13 protein-coding genes are annotated in these 16,559 nt (G+C 73.8%); 3 read left to right on the top strand and 10 right to left on the bottom strand.

Going from position 1 to position 16,559, the window contains the following annotated elements; genetic code table 11:
- Positions 1–448: 448 nt before the first annotated feature.
- The gene (locus P3H78_RS16995) at positions 449–1,402 is read left to right on the top strand and encodes a Dyp-type peroxidase (protein WP_438827979.1); all 954 of its coding nucleotides are present in this window, start codon (positions 449–451) and stop codon (positions 1,400–1,402) included.
- 45 nt (positions 1,403–1,447) lie between these two features.
- Here P3H78_RS16995 and P3H78_RS16990 read toward each other — a convergent pair whose 3' ends face one another.
- Positions 1,448–1,945, bottom strand: a complete 498-nt coding sequence (locus P3H78_RS16990) for a GreA/GreB family elongation factor (protein WP_276109831.1) — start codon at positions 1,943–1,945, stop codon at positions 1,448–1,450.
- Between the two features lie 210 nt (positions 1,946–2,155).
- On the opposite strand from P3H78_RS16990, the gene P3H78_RS16985 reads away from it, so the two are divergent.
- Positions 2,156–2,608 (top strand): NUDIX domain-containing protein, encoded by a 453-nt coding sequence (locus P3H78_RS16985; protein ID WP_276109830.1) that lies wholly within the window; start codon positions 2,156–2,158, stop codon positions 2,606–2,608.
- A gap of 119 nt (positions 2,609–2,727) precedes the next feature.
- Here P3H78_RS16985 and P3H78_RS16980 read toward each other — a convergent pair whose 3' ends face one another.
- From P3H78_RS16980 to P3H78_RS16965, 4 genes are all read right to left on the bottom strand, one after another.
- On the bottom strand, positions 2,728–4,854 hold the full coding sequence (locus P3H78_RS16980; protein ID WP_276109829.1) for an FUSC family protein: 2,127 nt from the start codon (positions 4,852–4,854) through the stop codon (positions 2,728–2,730).
- 169 nt (positions 4,855–5,023) lie between these two features.
- Positions 5,024–7,690, bottom strand: coding sequence for a type 1 periplasmic-binding domain-containing protein (locus P3H78_RS16975; RefSeq protein WP_276109828.1), 2,667 nt, complete (start codon positions 7,688–7,690; stop codon positions 5,024–5,026).
- 363 nt (positions 7,691–8,053) lie between these two features.
- On the bottom strand, positions 8,054–9,418 hold the full coding sequence (locus P3H78_RS16970) for an NfeD family protein (RefSeq protein ID WP_276109827.1): 1,365 nt from the start codon (positions 9,416–9,418) through the stop codon (positions 8,054–8,056).
- Between the two features lie 79 nt (positions 9,419–9,497).
- Complete coding sequence (locus P3H78_RS16965) at positions 9,498–10,082, bottom strand: hypothetical protein (RefSeq protein ID WP_276109826.1); 585 nt, start codon at positions 10,080–10,082, stop codon at positions 9,498–9,500.
- Between the two features lie 323 nt (positions 10,083–10,405).
- Here P3H78_RS16965 and P3H78_RS16960 point away from each other — a divergent pair, with 323 nt between their 5' ends.
- Positions 10,406–10,915, top strand: a complete 510-nt coding sequence (locus P3H78_RS16960; RefSeq protein WP_276109825.1) for an SRPBCC family protein — start codon at positions 10,406–10,408, stop codon at positions 10,913–10,915.
- Between the two features lie 43 nt (positions 10,916–10,958).
- Here P3H78_RS16960 and P3H78_RS16955 read toward each other — a convergent pair whose 3' ends face one another.
- The 5 genes from P3H78_RS16955 to P3H78_RS16935 all read right to left on the bottom strand — a co-directional run bounded on the left by P3H78_RS16955 (position 10,959) and on the right by P3H78_RS16935 (position 16,556).
- Positions 10,959–11,441: an HIT family protein gene (locus P3H78_RS16955; protein ID WP_276109824.1), complete on the bottom strand. Its 483-nt coding sequence runs from the start codon at positions 11,439–11,441 to the stop codon at positions 10,959–10,961.
- A gap of 52 nt (positions 11,442–11,493) precedes the next feature.
- Positions 11,494–13,359 (bottom strand): GMC family oxidoreductase, encoded by a 1,866-nt coding sequence (locus P3H78_RS16950; protein WP_276109823.1) that lies wholly within the window; start codon positions 13,357–13,359, stop codon positions 11,494–11,496.
- Positions 13,356–14,771, bottom strand: coding sequence for a tocopherol cyclase family protein (locus tag P3H78_RS16945; RefSeq protein WP_276109822.1), 1,416 nt, complete (start codon positions 14,769–14,771; stop codon positions 13,356–13,358). Before P3H78_RS16945 ends, P3H78_RS16950 begins: the two co-directional genes overlap by 4 nt.
- Positions 14,768–15,466, bottom strand: coding sequence for a FadR/GntR family transcriptional regulator (locus tag P3H78_RS16940; RefSeq protein ID WP_276109821.1), 699 nt, complete (start codon positions 15,464–15,466; stop codon positions 14,768–14,770). The genes P3H78_RS16945 and P3H78_RS16940 overlap by 4 nt, the downstream gene beginning before the upstream one ends.
- 259 nt (positions 15,467–15,725) lie before the next feature.
- Positions 15,726–16,556 carry a DUF1206 domain-containing protein gene (locus tag P3H78_RS16935; protein ID WP_276109820.1) on the bottom strand — a complete coding sequence of 277 codons (831 nt, stop codon included), beginning with the start codon at positions 16,554–16,556 and terminating at the stop codon, positions 15,726–15,728.
- Positions 16,557–16,559: the final 3 nt, after the last annotated feature.

The raw sequence follows: 16,559 nt of genomic DNA, 5'->3' as shown, positions 1-16,559 counted from the left end.
GGGGCGGCGTCCTGCATCGGAAGCGTATCTCATCATTCGGAATGCTCTTGACCCAACTGGCCCGCTGTGCAATGGATTTCGGACGTGCTGACGGGCTCTCCCTGCATTCGGTTCCGCCGCGGACGGAGACGGTGGTCACATGCGCCCGTCCTGCCATAAGCAATTGTTCGGCCTCCCTCAAGGGGGCTTTATGACGGGTGGTGGAATGCCCCGCGAAAGGCGTCCGAAAAACGTCGGCGGGAGGCGTTGTCGGAAAAAGCCCTTGGAGGAGGGGTCCGGGCTTCCGGCGGACGGGCCGGTGCCGCTCGGAACGGGCCACTCGCCTGGCGGGCCCCGGAGGGCGCGGTGAGACTGGGGGAGAGCCGTGCCCGGACGGACGCCGCGGCCCCGGTACGCCTGCGCCCGGGCCGGGCGGCCGGCGGCCGCGGAGAATCAGGAGGCGCAGGCCGTGAGCGCACCGCAGACGGTGACCACCCCGCCGGCGAGGTACGCGATGTTCCTCGTCTGCACCGTCGACGACGGCGGGGAACCCGCGGTCCGTGAACTCCTCCAGGACATCGCCGGGCTGCGCCGCTCGGTCGGCTTCCGTGCCCCCGACGCCGGGCTGAGCTGCGTCGTCGGCATCGGCTCCGCCGCCTGGGACCGGCTCTTCACCGGACCGCGCCCACGCGATCTCCACCCCTTCGTGCCCCTGGACGGTCCGCGCCACCGGGCTCCGTCCACCCCGGGCGACCTGCTCTTCCACCTCCGCGCCCGCCGCATGGACCTGTGCTTCGAACTGGCCCGGCTGATCGGCGAACGCCTCCGCGGGGCGGCCGTCGTCGTCGACGAGGTGCACGGCTTCCGCTCCTTCGACGAGCGCGACCTTCTCGGCTTCGTCGACGGCAGCGAGAACCCCGAGGGCCGGGTGGCGGCGGACGCGGTGTTCGTCGGCGACGAGGACCCCGCCTTCGCGGGCGGCAGCTATGTGGTCGTCCAGAAGTACCTGCACGACCTGGATGCCTGGAACGCCCTGACCACCCGCGCACAGGAGCTGGCCGTCGGACGCACCAAACCGGACAACGTCGAGCTGCCGGACGAGGAGAAGCCCGCGGATGCGCACGTGGCGCTCACCACCGTCACCGGCGCGGACGGGCGCGAACGGAAGATCGTGCGGGAGAACATGCCCTTCGGCCGCGTCGGGGACGGTGAGTTCGGCACGTACTTCATCGGCTACGCCCGTACGCCCGAGGTCACCGAACGGATGCTGCGGAACATGTTCCTCGGTGACCGCCCCGGTGTGCACGACCGGCTCCTGGACTTCTCGGTGCCGGTCACCGGATGCCTCTTCCACGTGCCGACCGCCGCGTTCCTCGACGACCCGCCGGCTGCGCCCTCCGGTCCTCCCCCGACCCCGGCCTGACGGTCCGCTTCCCGGCTCGGGCACCCTCACCGGCGACGGCGGGGGCTACCGCGCTGCGTCCGGCCGCTCGCCGAGCGACACCACGGTGGCCGTCGCGCGGCCGTCCGGGGTGTCGTACGCGACCGAGTCGCCGGCCCGGTGGCCCAGCAGGGCGCGGCCGAGCGGGCTGTCGGCGGTCACCAGGGTCAGGTCCGACTCCGCGGCGATCTCACCGATCTGCACTGTCTCCGTCGTGCCGTCCGCGAAACGGACCTCGACGGTGCTGCCCACCCCCACCGCGTCCGTGCTCGGCGGAGCCGCCCTGCTCGCCCTCTCGAGCCGTGTGCGGAGCGTTTCGATCCGGTTGTCCAGCCGGTCCAGCTCGGTGGCCCGTTGCAACTCGTCCGCCTGGTCGGCGGTGTCGCCGGCGGTGTCCGTGCCGCCGAGGGTGGAGGCGACCGCCTCGCGTTCGGTGCGCAGATCGGCGAGTTCCCGCTCGAGTGCCCGCCGTGCCTCGGTGCCGATCGCCCCGGGTTCGGTGCTCTCCTCGGGTTCCCTGCTCATGGTCACTCCCGCGGTGCCGACAGCGCCGGAAGATCCCCCTGCCTCCAGCCTAGAGGGCATCACGTGCGTCCCGCCCGCCCGGCGGGTCCGCCTTCCGGCCGTGACGGGGCCCGCGCGTGAACCCCCGCGGTACGGGTAGGACGGGTACGCAAGGCGGCGGGACCGCGGGCCGGACGGCCCGCGCGCGACGAGGCGAGGAGCGGCCGGGCCATGACGCCGGAGCGGACGGACCAGGGTGTGGTGCAGGCGGTCGTCGTGTACGACGGGCGGCTGCTGCTCGCGGAGGGGCCGGACGGCTGGGCGCTGCCCACGGGCGGCCGGGAGCCCGCCGAGCGTGCCGAGGCCGCAGCCGCGCGCCTGGTGTACGAGCTCACCGGCTACCTGGTGGACGGTTCCACGGTGTTGCCCTCCGGTCCCGAGCACGCCGATTCCCCCGACGCCCAGGACGGTCCCGACGGCCTCGCGGGCCCTCACGCCGCCGAGGGTGCCGTGGGTGCGCGGGACGCCGTACCCGCCGTGGTGTGCCAGCTGCTCAGCGAGACCCCGTCCGACGACGCCCGGCTCGCCCCCGCACAGCGCCGCTGGATGCCGCTCGCGGAAGCGGCCCGTGTCCCCCTTCCGGGCGCCGTCCGCCGGTACCTCGAAGGACACGCCTCCGTGTGAGACGGGGGCCGGTCCATCGGGACGTGGGAGCACCCGAACCACCCCCGGCGCGCACTTCCCACCACTCGGGACTCAGCACCGGCCCCCGGCAGTGGACCGCCCCCCGCGGCCGCACCGTCCTACCCGCCCGGAGCGGCCTCCGAGGTGGAACCCCGCCCCGGCTCCGGGCCCACGGACGCCTCGATGCGGGTGAGCTGCCGGTCGATGCCCGTCAGCCACACCTCGAGATCGACGACCGTCGGCAGCGCCGCCCGGTGGTCCGGCGGCAGCGCCCGGGGACTCCGCCCCGGGCGGGCCCCGTCCGGGTGGCTGAACAGGCCGGCGATCCGGTCCGCGTCGTCCGCCAGCCCGGCCGCCGTCCGGCAGGCCCAGTCGCGCGCCCCCGGCGGCGCATCCCGGGCCGCCGACTCGAACCGCGGCAGCCGCTGGGCGCCCAGCACCGACTGGTACGCCACGATGAGCACCGCGTGCCAGTCCACCGGCGCCCCCTCCCGGGCGGCCGGCGGCTCACTGCGGTACTGCGCGTAGGCCGCCTCCGCCAGGCGCAGACGGTGCAGCGCCGGAAACGTCTCGGGCGGGTCCGTGCCCCGGCCCGGCGGGGCCAGCAGGCAGTCGACCGTGGCCGGGATCAGCCCGCCGCAGGCGTGCAGCAGCGCCGCCATCGTCCGGCGGACCTCGCGGCGCGCCCCCGCCGGCCAGGCCAGCAGTCCGCACAGCAGACCGATGGCGCTGCCCGTGACGACGTCGACGATGCGTTCCTCCGACAGGTGCCAGGACGTCGGCGTGATCTGCGCGAAGATCAGCGCGACCACCAGCGTGAACAGTCCCTGCGCGTACGCCACGCCCAGTCGCGGCCCGAGGACGAAGGCGGCCAGCATGCCCGGCACCAGCAGGATGGCGTAGACCGCCGGGTGCCAGCCGAGCCCGGCGAGCAGCGCCCCCGCGGCGACCGCGCCCACCAGCGTCCCCACCAGCGCCAGGCGCACGGCCCGCCAGGTGGCGCCGGCCGTGGTGCGACCCAGGGTCAGCACCGCCAGGAGGACCCAGAACCCGTGCGCCAGGTCCAGCGTGCCGGCGACCAGCCGGGCCGCCGCGAGGCCCGCGGAGACCCGTACGGCGTTCTGGAACCACACCGACCGGTGGGTGAGGTTCCCGGCGATCCGGCGCGCCCACAGCCGGGGCGTCGACAGGGTCGCGTACCAGAAGACCTCGCGCGGGGGCAGCGGCCCCCGGAGCCGGCCGCCGTCGGCCACGCCGACGGCGGTCACCGCCATCCACGTGGACTCCGCCAGGGCGAGCACGGCCGCCTGCCGGCGCAGCACGGCCGTGCCCGGTCCCCGGCGCGGCGCCTCGGCGGTGCTCTCGATCCGCTCGGCCTGGAACAGCCGGATGGCCTCCTCCAGTGCCGCCGGAGACGGGGGCCGGCCGCGCGCCCGCAGGGCGCCCTCGGTCGCCGCGCAGTCGCCGGCGACCCGATCCAGCAGCGCGGCGGCCGCCCGGTCGGGCCCCGGGGGCCGGTCGTGCGGATCCGGGCCCCCGGCCCAGGTGGCCAGCTGCTCCAGGACCCGCCGGACCGCGGCTCCCGCCTGGGCCAGCGCCCGGTCCCTGCGCCCCGGTCCGGCCGGGCACTCCCCGGCCGCCACGTTGGACAGCCGCAGCGCCTCGCCCCGCCCGCGCAGGTCCGCCGGGGTGACACGGTCCGGATCGCGCACCGCCGTGGCCGCCGCCCGCAGGCCGTCGCAGAGGACGTCCCGGTACGTCGGCGGGACCGGGCCCGGCAGCAGGAGCACCTCGGCCGCGGCCAGCAGCAGGACGCCCACGACGAGGCCGGTCAGCCGGGCCCCCAGGGTCTGCGGGGCGTACGGCGGGAAGCAGGCCAGGATGTACAGGAGCTGCAGTCCGGGCGCGGCTCCCCCGACGCGGGCACCGGCGACCGCGGCGAAACTGAGCACGAACCCGACGACCAGCATGCCGGCCACGGCGGCCGACGTGGCCACCGCGAGCGCCGTGCCCAGGAGCACCAGCAGCACGGCGGCCGGCAGGGCCTTCACCGTCAGCGCGGCCTGGGCGCGTCCGGTGCCGGGGACGGTGGACAGCAGCCCGAGGGCGATCGGAGCGAAGATCGCGTAGAGCGCCGAGACCGGCTGGTCCAGGCCGTATAGGAAGGCGTAGAAGCCTGCGCCGGCCGCGGCGGTGACCTGCACCGCCCGTGGCAGGACCGGGTTCCTGCCCGGCCGGGCCGTCATGCCGGCCCGCTGCCCGCGGGGGTGCGGGTGCCCGGGGATCCTCCCGTCGGGGAGGGCACCTGAGCGTCCATGGAGATGTCCCTTCGGCATCCGCCGCGCGCCGTCCGCCCCCCGTCCGCCGGTTCATTCTCGATCCGAACCGGCCCGGGCGCACGCGAGGGCCCGCCGGTCAGCGGGGGTCGCGCGGGCAGGGGAAGGCGTCCGGCGGGGTCCCCCAGGTCGCGGGATCCTGCCGGTCGGGGAGGAGACCGCAGCTCAGCAGCGTGGTGGTGGTGCCCTGCGGCTGGGCGATCCCGCGGACGAAGACGGCCTTGTCGGGCGGGTACTTGTGGGAGCCGTCCAGACGCAGCACACCGGAGGCGCCCGGGTACTGGGCCACACCGTGGGCGGTCAGCCAGAGGTAGATGTCGTTGGGCTCGACATCGGCGCTCGGCGAGGTGGGGAGCAGGTTCTCGATGACCTGGGTGACGATGCCGACGGTGTCGAACCCGCCGGCCGCGTCGGCGTCGGCACCCCGCGTCCCGAAGACCGCGGCGAAGCCCTGGGCGAACTGGGCGTAGGGGTCCCGGGCGTCCTGCGTGGGCGCGTTGGCCGTCTCGTAGAAGACCGTCACGTACGGGTACGACCGCGCCGTGCGCACCGGATGGAGCTGGAAGTCGATGGGCGCGCTCTCGGCGATCAGCGGAATCGTCGTGCCCTGCGGCGGCTGGCACGGGCCGCCCGCCGACTGCATGGCGTTCAGCAGACTCGGCAGCACCCCGGAACGGCCCAGGTAGACCACGATGCCGTGGGTGGCCGCGACCTTGTTGCACACGTCGGCCGCGATCGCGGCGGGCGTGGTGGCGCCCGGCCGCTCGCTGTAGGCGACCTCGTCGATGTCGCCGTGGGCGCGGTAGGCCCCTGTGAAGAGGTCCTTCAGGTCCGTGCTGAAGTACGCGTCGGTCGGGTCGTACACGACGACGGCGTGCGGGCTGCGGCCGGTGAACGCGCGGACGGCGGGGGAGCGGCGCACGAAGTCGGCCAGGACGGCGGCGACCCGGGTGTTGGGAGCGGAGATCTGGAAGTAGCGCTGCGGTGCGTCGGGGCCGACCAGCCGGCTGCCGGTCACCCCGTTGGCGACGACCGGGATGCCGGCCCGGTCCAGTTCACGGGCCGCCTGCATCGACTCGGGCCGGCTCTGGGTGAGGCCGATGACCGCGGCGATGCGTTCCTTCCGCCGCCGCTCGATGATCATGCGGCTGACGTCCGGATCGCCCGGCGCCGCCCCGCTGCGGGCGCCGTAGCGGAAGTACTGGCCGGTGTTGGCGATCAGCAGCCGGATCGGCATCTTGTTCTGCCGGACCTCGCTGTTGAGGCGGTGCTGCTGGGCGATCGCCCCGCGCAGGATCTGGAGCCCGATGGGCGGGTCGTCGTACACCCCGGCCTGCAGGCTCAGGGGCGCGAGGAACACCAGGGTCTGGTACCGCCCGTCCGTGATCGCGGCGTTCTGCCGGGCCACCTCCCGTTCCAGTTCCCGCAGCTCCTCGCCGCGTGCTCCGGGGACGGCCAGGTCGCAGCGGACCCCGTCGGTGATGCCGACCCGCTCCCCGGTGCGCACCGAGACGCAGGAGGGCGGCGCCTTCGGCGCGGCCGGAGGGGGCGCCCACAGATGGCGGGGCACCAGGACGGCGGCGACGCCCAGCACGGCCAGGACCGGCAGCGCGGTCGGCCGCAGCCAGTCCAGCGCGCTGTCCCTGCGGGCGTCCACGCCGGGACGGGTGGTCAGCCGCTTCTCCGCCGTGCGCTCGGCGTCGTCGTCCTCGGCGGGCAGCGTGACCAGGCGGACCGGTTCGGCGCTGCCCTCGCCGAGCAGGGTGAAGACCTTGTCGGCGATGCCGTTGGGCCGGGCCGGGTCGGCGTCCGCGGGCACGGCGTAGTCCGGTGGCGGACCCGCGCAGGCGGCCAGGACCAGCAGCGGCCGGGTCGTCTCGTCCACGGCGAGCTCCCCGAAGGTGCCGAGGAACGCCCGGCCCGGGCCCCGCACGTCGTCGACCTCGGGAATCAGGACCACGAAGGACCACCGGCGCCGCGCCCACAGATGGCTCAGCGGGGACCTGCGCCGCGTCGCCCGGCGCAGGTCGGCGAGCAGCGCCCGCAGCAGGATCCGCCGGACCCGGGGATCCTCGGGTGCCAGACCGCCGTCCTTGCAGAAGGCGAGGGAGGCGTCGAGGAAGCAGGCCGCGTTCAGTTCGTCGGCCACCCATCGCAGGCCCCGGCGGCGCAGACGGAACCCGTAGCAGGCCTTCGGCAGGCCGACGACGAGCGCCGCCACCAGCCCCTGCAGCCAGCCGGTCAGGAAGTGCTGTCCGAGGAATCCGGCGATGCGCGCGCAGGCCCCGAGCGCCCGCCTCCGCTCCAGGAGCGCCCCGTACAGGCCGTCCAGGACCGGCTGCTGCCGGGCCCGCAGATCACCGGAGCCACGCTCCAGATCCAGTACGGCCCGGCAGGTGTGGAAGGCGGGAAGCCGCAGGCGCCCCGACGGCATGGTCATCTCGAACCGTGCCGCCACGTGGTCGATCGCCGCGAGGAAAGTGCCGTCCGACTCCGCGTCGTCGACCACCGCGTGCGGCACCTGACAGGCGGAGTCGCCGTGCGCCCGCGTCAGCCGGTGCTCGTACTCGCGGACCAGGAAGGCCGGCGCGCGGACGTCGCCGCCGTCCTCCCTGACCAGGACCAGCGCCGGCACGGTCCGGGCGCGCGACCGGGTGGCCGCGAAGGTGTCGATCTGCCGTATCAGGCGGTCGGACCACCTCGGATGGACCGGTGCCGTCCTGCGGCCGGGAACGCGGTTGTCCACGCTGCGCCTCCGGGAGGGAGAGGAAAGGAGGCCCAACATGTCATGAAGTACGAGCAGAAAATCTGCTGTCTCCGTTGATGAAAGCTAGTGAATGCTTTCGACCGTTCGTGTGCCGTGGCGCGGTGACAGCAGGTTCCCTTGAAAAGCGGACCACAGCGGACCACGCGGAGACACCGCCCGCCGGAAGTGGGCCGGAACCGGCTCCGTCCCGCTCGCCGAGCGGCGCGGAGCCGGTGGGAATGGCCTTGCGGCGCTCAAGCTGCGTCGCTGTCGTACCGCCGATAGAGTGAAGCGCATGGGCAGTTCCACGGCCCATTGCGGGACAGGGCGAGTGCCGGTCGAACGGCCAGACGGCCGTGGCGATCAGAGCCTGATGTGTACCCGTTCCCGCGTGCCCACCCGGGGCGGCTGCACACGACAGCAGTCGGGGGACACGCTCCTGCTCCACCGCACCCCCACCGGACACGCGGCGAGGTCGACAGCCGGTCGATCGCCCGAATGCGCCAGGAACACCCTGCTGGAAAGCCGGACTCCTCCACGAGCCTGCACACCAGAAAAAAGACGACAGCCGAGGGTGACGACCCGGGATGTCCGTGGCGTGCGCCCCTGTGCTGTCCCTCGTTTCCGTGAGTGCGTCGAGAGGGCGGAGAGAAACCCCATGGCCGATGCGTGGCAGCGCTCGACATGTGTCGCAGCTGCTCCTGCGTGGTTGCGCCGGTCGCACCCTTCTGCGGTGCGGCCGAAGAAGGGGGATGTCCCATGCCCCGGGAGGGCGCGGCATCCGCGCCCCCGGCCGGCGCGTTCAGCCCGGAACGTCGTCCGCAGAATCCGCCGACTCCACCGGAGGCCATGACTCGCTCGGAATCTCCCCACGCCGCGACCTCCCCTGCCGGCCCGGCATCCATGGGAAAAACGGTTTTTAGGCAAAATGCCAGCCGTCACGGGGAATGGACGGTCCGCACAGTCGAAGGCGATTGAGAGGCGACTCATGTTTACAGCCCGGAAGCGAATAGCGCGCATCGCGGGTGCCTCCTGCGCTGCTGCACTGATCGCAGGAACAGTCGGTGTGGCCGGTGCCCAAGCCGCGCCCACGGCCCACAAGGACTCGGTCACCAAGTCGGTCGAGCGGCCCAAGCCCCCCGGCCCGCGCAACCGGCTGAACACACCGAACACACCGAACACACCGAACACCCCGAACACGCGGAACCGCCTCGGCAACACCCCGAACACGCCCAACACCCCGAACACGCCGAACACTCCGAACAGGCGCGGCAACACGCCGAACACGCCGAACACGCCCAATACCCCGAACACTCCGAACGGGCGCAACAACACCCCGAACACGCCGAACACCCCGAACACGCCCAACACTCCGAACGGGCGCAACAACACGCCGAACACGCCGAACACCCCCAATACGCCGAACACTCCGAACGGCGTGAACAACAACACCCCGAACACGCCGAACACCCCCAATACGCCGAACACTCCGAACGGCGTGAACAACAACACCCCGAACACGCCGAACACCCCCAATACGCCGAACACTCCGAACGGCGTGAACAACAACACCCCGAACACGCCGAACACCCCCAATACGCCGAACACCCCGAACGGCGTGAACAACAACACCCCCAACACGCCGAACACCCCCAATACGCCGAACACCCCGAACGGCGTGAACAACAACACCCCGAACACGCCGAACACCCCCAACACCCCGAACACACCCGGAGGGTGACCGGCCCCGCACGGAAGAAGGCGCCGTACAGCAATTCGCTGTACGGCGCCTTCGCGTGCTGCCGGGTCAGAAGAGACTGGTCGGCTGCAGCAGAGTCCGGAGCGTGCTCATCAGGCCCGGGGTGTTAGGGGTGTTCGGCGTGTTGGGGGTGTTGGGCGTGTTCGGGACGCCGGGGCCGGGGGTGTTCGGGGTGTTCGGGGTGTTGGGGGTGTTCGGCGTCAGCGGCACCTGACACTTGTCCTTGTCCTTGTCCTTGTCCTTGTCCTTGTCCTTATCCTTGTCGTGCCCCGGACCCTGGTTCTGGTTCTGGTTCTGGTTCTGGTTCTGGTTCTGGTCCTGGCACTGCCCCTGGTCGAGCGTGGTGTTGTCGTCGCCCGGCTGCCCGGAGCTCTTGGGGGCGAGCTTGGTCCCGGGCTGGTTCTGCGCCGCGCCCTGGGGAAGCTGAGGCGCCTGCGGAGTCTGGGGAGTCTGCGGGGTCTGGGGCGTCTGGGGCGTCTGGGGAGTCTGCGGGGTCCCGCCCAGCAGACTCCCGTTGAAGGTGTAGCTCGGGCTGTCGTTGGTGGTGTCGTCCGCGTATGCAACACCCATGCTCGCCACGGCGAAGCTGCCGGCCACGACGGCAGAAGTCATGATCCGCTGGAATTTGGTCACAGGTTTTCTCCTCAAGCCGCAGTGTGCGCAAGAATGAACACCGATAGGGGGCTGCGCGGTAGACAACGTGGCACAGAGCGCGGGAAGGGTCTCGCAGGCGCAATCGGATTCGGCGCAAGTATCACCCGTTCACCCGCGTGGCCACCCGGCCCTGTGCGGGTATGGGCCGCCCGGGTGCGTGTCGAACGCCGTGCGCGCGGTCACCCGTTGGCCCCGAGTCCGAGACGCTGTGCGCTGCTCGGGAGCGGGCGCCGGGGGACCGGTGCATGCCATGATTACTACCGATCAGTAGCGTACTGGTGTCCCCTCCGGAAGGCGTCATCGTGGCCCGCGTTTTCACCGTGACTCGCAGTGTTGTCATAAACGTTCCGCCCGCGGCGGCCTACGAGGCGGTCAGCCGGCCGTCCGACATGGGCCGTTGGAGTCCGGAGAACCTCGGCACGGCGGCGGGGGTGCCGGACTCGCCGGCCGCGCAGGGCACCACGTTCGTCGGGCGCAACAAGCGCGGTGCGTTCCGCTGGGTCACGCAGTGCACGGTGACCGTGGCCGAGCCCGGCAGTCACTTCGCCTTCCGCGTTCACGCGATCGGCCTGAACCGCCCGGTGCTGCGCAGCCGAATCGCCACCTGGGAGTACCGGTTCGCGCCCGAGGGGGAGGGAACGCGCGTCACGGAGACCTGGACCGACGACCGGCGCTCGTGGCCCACGTTCGCGGCCAACGCCTTCGACCGGCTGGCCACCCGCGGCAGTACCTTCGCCGAGTTCCAGGTCCGCAACATCGACACGACACTGCGCAACCTCAAGCGCGTACTGGAGACATCCTCCGGCGCGTGACCCCGCAGCCGCCGCGGCGGGCGGCCCCCGGTACGGCCTGCGCTCAGGATTCCTGCACCGGACGATCCGTGGGCCGCCCGCCGATCCGGGCGCGCAGGTCGAGGGCGATGCGGTCGGCCTGTTCGGCCGTCACCCGCTCCTCCGCCGGCCGGCGCAGCAGGTCGAACACGCCCACGCCGCGGTGCTCCGGGGGCAGGTCCGCCGCCCGCGGCACGATGTGGAAGTGCACATGGGCGAATCCTTCGGCCTCCGCGAACTGGACGACGTAGGTCTTGACGCACCCCGTCAGGTCGGCGAGCGCCCGGGACAGCCGGACCTGCCACCCGCCCAGCGCCGCGGCCTCGGTGTCCGTGAGGTCGTGGACGGCCGTGACATGGCGCCGGGGCAGCAGCACCAGCCACCCGGGCAGAGCCGTCTTGAAGTCGTGGGCCACCCGCCAGTGCGGGTCGAAGGCGACGCGTTCGCGCGGGGCGAGGGAGCCGAATTGGGCTTCCTGGGAGCATGCGTAGCAGTCGGGAGTCTTCATGGGCCGCGAGCATAGGACCCACGGACCCCGGCCCGGTGGGGAGTCGGGTGAATCAGCCGGACACCGAGGCCCCGGCGGCCTGCGCCACCGTGAGGGCCACGGCCATGATGCTGAGCTGAGGATTCACCTCCGGACAGCTCGGCAGCCCCGACGCGTCCGCCACGTACACCCCGCGCACGCCCCGCAGCCGGCCGTCGGGATGGGCCGGTGCCGTCGCCGCATCGGCCCCCAGCGCGACGGTACCCGTGGGATGGAACGCGGACAGATGCAGCCGGCGCACCGTCACATCGGCCAGAATCGCGTCCAGTTCCACCAGGGTGCGTGCCCCGGGGGCCGCCGGCACACCGGTGAGGACCTCCTCCGCGCCGGCAGCCAGGAGCAGTTCGCCCATGGCCCGCACCGAGCGCAGCAGGCGTCGCGCGTCGCGCGGGTGCAGGTCGTAGCGCAGTACCCCGCGTTCCCGGCCCAGGACGCGGCCCCCGGGACGGTCGGCGATCATCGCACCGAACGTGGCGAGGCGGCCGGACTGCTCCAGCTCGTACCGGAGTTCCCGGCCCACACCCGGCAGGACGAAGGAGCCCATGCCGGGTGGCGGGGCCGTCGCCTCGATGAGGATGCCGTCGCCGTGCAGCTCCTCCACACCCGCGCTCTGCAGCACCGCCGGGCCGCCGTCGTCGACCGGCTCGGCGAACCGGCCCGCCACGCTCGTCGCCGGGTGCACGGCCAGGTTCCGCCCGATGCGCGGATGGCGGCCCAGCCCGGAGCGGCGCAGCAGCAGCGGGGACTGCAGGGCGCCCGCCGCCACCACGACGAGCGGGCTGAGGATCTCCAGTTCGGTGCCGTCGGGCCGCCGGACCGCCACACCGCATGCGACGGGCCCGCCCGGACGGTCCGGCTCGGTCAGGATCCGCCGCACGGACGCCTCGGTGACGATGCGCGCCCCGGCCGCGCACGCCTCCGGCAACACCGACAGCTGGACGCTCTGCTTCGCCCCGGCGGGGCAGCCGACGACGCACTGGCACGAGCCGCGGCAGCCGGGCGCGTTGCGCCGCAACGGACCGGCCCGCCAGCCCAGTTCGCGGGCGCCGGCGAGGGCGAGCGTGCCGTTGCGACCGAGCACGTCGAGCGGCTGGACGGCGACCCGCAGCATCCGCTCCACCTCGTCCAGCCGGGCGCCGAACGCGGTCGCGTCCGCCAGGTCGTGCAGACCCGACCGGGAGCGCCAGCGCGCCAGCACATGGTCCGGAGTGCGGTAGCAGGTGCCCGAGTTGACAACCGTGGTGCCGCCCACGGCGCGTCCCGTCGGGATCAGCAGCGGGGGAGCGCCGAGCGCGACCGTGGCTCCGCCGTCGCGGTACAGCTCGGCGAACCGGTCGAGCGGTGCCCGCCGGCCGAACTCCGCGGTGCTGTGCCGCCGCCCCTCCTCCAGCACCAGCACCCGCAGCCCGGCCCGCGCCAGCGTCCGCGCCGCCACCGCTCCGCTCGCGCCCGACCCGATCACCACGGCGTCGGCGCGGGAGCGGTCCGGCCAGTGCGCGGACGGCACGCAGTCGAGCGGCGGGTCCTCGGGAGCGGCCGGGGGCGGGGCGGCGGCCCCCGCGTGCAGCATGCGCTCGGTGCCGGCGGCCAGCAGCACCGGCACCTTCACCACGTCCAGCAGCGCCGCCGCTCCCGGCAGTCCCGCCAGCCGGGTCAGTACCGTCTCCCGCTCCGCGGGCGTCAGCCGGGCCAGACGGCGCCCGGTCCGCGCCGTCGCGCAGGCGTCCACGGCGGCGGCCGCCGCCGTGAAGCCGTGGCGGGCCGGTGCGGGCATCGAGGCCAGCAGCCGGCCGACGCGGTCCGGCACGGCCGCCGGCCAGCCGCCGCCCTCGTCCGCCAGCAGGGCCGCGACCAGTCCCCGGACGGCGGTGGAGCTCATCGGTCCCCCACCTCCGCGTGCGCGGTGCCGTCGAGGGTCCACTCTGCCTCGGTGCGCCACCCTCCGCGGCCACGGCGTTCCAGTACCACACGGGCGTCGGCGGTCTCGCTGTTGCGGCAGGTGGCGGGGGAGCCGTCGGGGTCGGTGTACCCCAACTCCAGCGTGCGGTCCGCATGCTGGGTGACCCGGACCGTGACGCGGCGGCGCCCCGCGCGTCCGGTCACCGTCCACTCGGGCAGCCCCAGGTCGGCCCGGAACCGGCCCCGGCCCGCCCAGCCGATCGCGGAGCGCAGTCCGCCCCGGGGCCAGACCCGGCCGTCCTTGCGCAGCCGCAGGAAGACCAGCGGCGGCAGCCGGTCCAGGCCGGGCCGCATGGACACCGCCGCGACCACCTCCAGGACGTCCCCTCCGCCGAGGTCGGCGTGCAGCCACGCCCAGCGGCGGGCGTTGCCGTGGCCGTAGATCCGTGCCGACGCGCCCGGCGCGCGACGCAGCTCCAGCCGGTCCGGACCGTGGCGGACGACTCCCGTGTAGTGCGCCCGCGGGGACGGCACGATCTGGGCGGCGGGCAGCAGCGGCCGCCGCCAGGACCAGCGGGGGAACGTGTACAGCGGGCCGTCGTCGCCGCACTCCTCGGTGAGGTCCCACGACAGCGGGCCCGCGGTGCCGCGCAGCCGGCCCGGCACCGCCTCCACCCCGGCGGCCGTGAAACCCCCGGACGGCTCCGGGGGCCACGGCACCGGGCCGAACCGGGCATGGACGACCGGGTCCGCGCCCTTCCCCGGGAAGACGGCGGCCCAGCCGTGTGCGTACGGGCTGCCCGAGCCGGCCGGCGTGACGACCTCGTGGTGCAGCCACAGCCCGGTACCCGTCGCCGGGTCGGTGGCGGTGGTGTACCAGACCTCGGTGCGGCCCGGGGTCCCGGTGGAGCGCGGAGCCCATGCGGCGCGGGCCTCGTCCCGGCGCGGGAAGCGCATGCTCGCCAGGAACGGGCCGAGCGCGGTCGTGGTGCGGAAGCGCAGGACGCCGGTGCCGACCGGGTCCGGGGAGCCCTCGCGGGTGAGGGTGAAGGGCAGCACGGTCAGGGACGCCAGGGGCCGTCGCAGGCCGATCGACTTCCAGCCCTCCAGGACGCAGGGGCGGCCGTCGAGGGAGAAGGTGATCCGGTAGTGGATGCGGCGCCGGGCGAGCGGAGAGATCTCGAGGGTCCCGGCGGCCCGGGTGTCGTCGGCCCGACCGGCGATGCGCACTCGTCCCGTGGCCCGGGCCGGCGTCGTGCGGTGCGGCAGCATCAACGTCCCGCAGCGGACGGTGAGATCGGCGCGGATCGGACGGTCCGCGTCCTCGCCGCGCAGCCGGACCGTCCCGGTCATCGTCTCCGCGAAGACGGTGGCGCGCTCCGCGGCGCTCACCGCGCGGCACCCTTCAGGCCCGCCCGCATGATGTGTTCGGTCGTCCTCAGGTACGCCTCCGCGGCCTCCCGGGCGGCCGCCGGATCACCCGCCTCGACCGCGGCGACGACGGGGGCGAGCCGCGTGTACGCCTCCTCCGCGTCCTGGAAGGGGCCCGCCAGATGGCGGCGCAGCGGAAGGTAGGCGTTGAAGAGGGTGTTCGTCAGCAGCACGTAGACCCGGTTCCCGGTGGCGCGGGCCAGTGCGCGGTGCACCTCGGCGTCGGCGAGCTGCACGGCGTCCGGCCCGTCCGCCGTGCGCACGCACTCCACCAGGGCCCTCAGAGTGGTGCGTGCCGTGTCCGAGGCGCGGGAGGCCGCGGTGCCGGCGATCAACGCCCCGACGCCGCACCGCACGTCGAAGATCTCCCCGAGCCAGCGTGCGTCGTGCCGTACGAGCATGGGCAGCAGGTCCGCCCCGCCGAGCCGCTCGTAGTCCCGGACCCGGGTGCCGATGCCGTGCCGGGTCTCCAGCAGACCGGCCTGCACCAGGCGGCCGAAGGCGTGCTTCAGAGTGGTCCGGGTGACCCCGTACCCCTGGGCGAGCTGCCGCTCGGGCGGCAGCAGACTGCCCGCGGGATGCCGGCCGGCCAGGATCTCCTCCCGCAGCCGGTCCTCCAGGACGTCGACGACCGATGCACGTGGCAGCGCTTCCAACTCACCCTCCAGGGAACGGCGGACACCCCGAGCCGCACCCCGCGGCGCACCGGTTCCGTCGCCCGGCCGGTCGTTGGCTCAGTGGTTCAGTGGCTCATCCACTGAACCAACGTGGCCACACCCCCGTCAAGAGTTCAGCACCGCCGACTCCCCGTCCCCGTACGTCATTTCACCGCCCGCACGGCCCGTGTGCGGCGGGCGCGAGCCCCGGCCCGGTGGTGCGCGGCCGGGTCCGGGGCTCGCAGCGCCACACGCCTGATCAGACCTTGCGCCAGCGGGCGTTGCACCAGGAGAAGACACCGAACGCGGCCAGACCGAGCGCGATCACGGCGAGCAGCCAGGGACCGGCGGGCAGGTCGGCGAAGGAGCGCAGGGTGTCGTCCATGCCCTTGGCCTTACCCGGCTGGTGGTGGACGGCGGCGACGATCGCGAACACGCCGGCGCCGGCGAAGAGGGCACCGCGGGCCGATCCGCCCGCCACGCCGAAGAAGTCGGTGAAGCGCTGCGCCTTCTGCGACATCGCCTCCGTGCGCAGGTGCTTGCGGAACTTCTTCTTCACCGCCCGCGCCGCGATCCACAGCCCGGCGCCGACGACGGCGGCGCCCGCCAGGCCGACGATCCACTGCCCGCCCGGCCACTTCAGGACCATGGCGGTGACGTCCTCCGTCCGCTTGTCGGTGGAACCGCTGCCGCTGCCCTTGTCGCCGGCGGCGTAGGACAGCACCGAGTACGACACGAAGACGTAGAAGACGAACCGCGCGGCGGCCATCGCCCGCTTCGACGGCTTGCCGCCGTCCGGACCGGCCTGCCCGAACGCCGCCTCGGACAGGCGCCACAGCGCCATCCCGGCCAGCGCAAGCCCGACGGCCCACAGCACCACGGAACCGAAGGGCTTCTGGGCCAGCTCGCTGAGGGCACCGCCGCGGTCGGCCTGCTTGCCGCCGCCGCCCTCGCCGAACGCGATCTGCAGGGCGATCACGCCCACCAGCACGTAGATCAGCCCGCGGGCGGCGAATCCGGCCCGGGCCGCCGCCTTCACCGCGGTGCTGTCCGCCACGCGGCGGGCCTGGCCGCGACCGCGAAGCGCCATTGA

This window comes from Streptomyces tropicalis, from assembly GCF_029269835.1.
GTDB lineage: Bacteria > Actinomycetota > Actinomycetes > Streptomycetales > Streptomycetaceae > Streptomyces > Streptomyces tropicalis.
This window is presented reverse-complemented; position numbering and strand designations above follow the sequence as displayed.

Bases quoted from the DNA above. Each gene is read 5' to 3' on its own strand.
- P3H78_RS16990 (WP_276109831.1), bottom strand. From the start codon at position 1,945: ATGAGCAGGGAACCCGAGGAGAGCACCGAACCCGGGGCGATCGGCACC.
- P3H78_RS16935 (WP_276109820.1), bottom strand. From the start codon at position 16,556: ATGGCGCTTCGCGGTCGCGGCCAGGCCCGCCGCGTGGCGGACAGCACC.
- P3H78_RS16980 (WP_276109829.1), bottom strand. From the start codon at position 4,854: ATGACGGCCCGGCCGGGCAGGAACCCGGTCCTGCCACGGGCGGTGCAG.
- P3H78_RS16950 (WP_276109823.1), bottom strand. From the start codon at position 13,359: ATGAGCTCCACCGCCGTCCGGGGACTGGTCGCGGCCCTGCTGGCGGAC.
- P3H78_RS16985 (WP_276109830.1), top strand. From the start codon at position 2,156: ATGACGCCGGAGCGGACGGACCAGGGTGTGGTGCAGGCGGTCGTCGTG.
- P3H78_RS16955 (WP_276109824.1), bottom strand. From the start codon at position 11,441: ATGAAGACTCCCGACTGCTACGCATGCTCCCAGGAAGCCCAATTCGGC.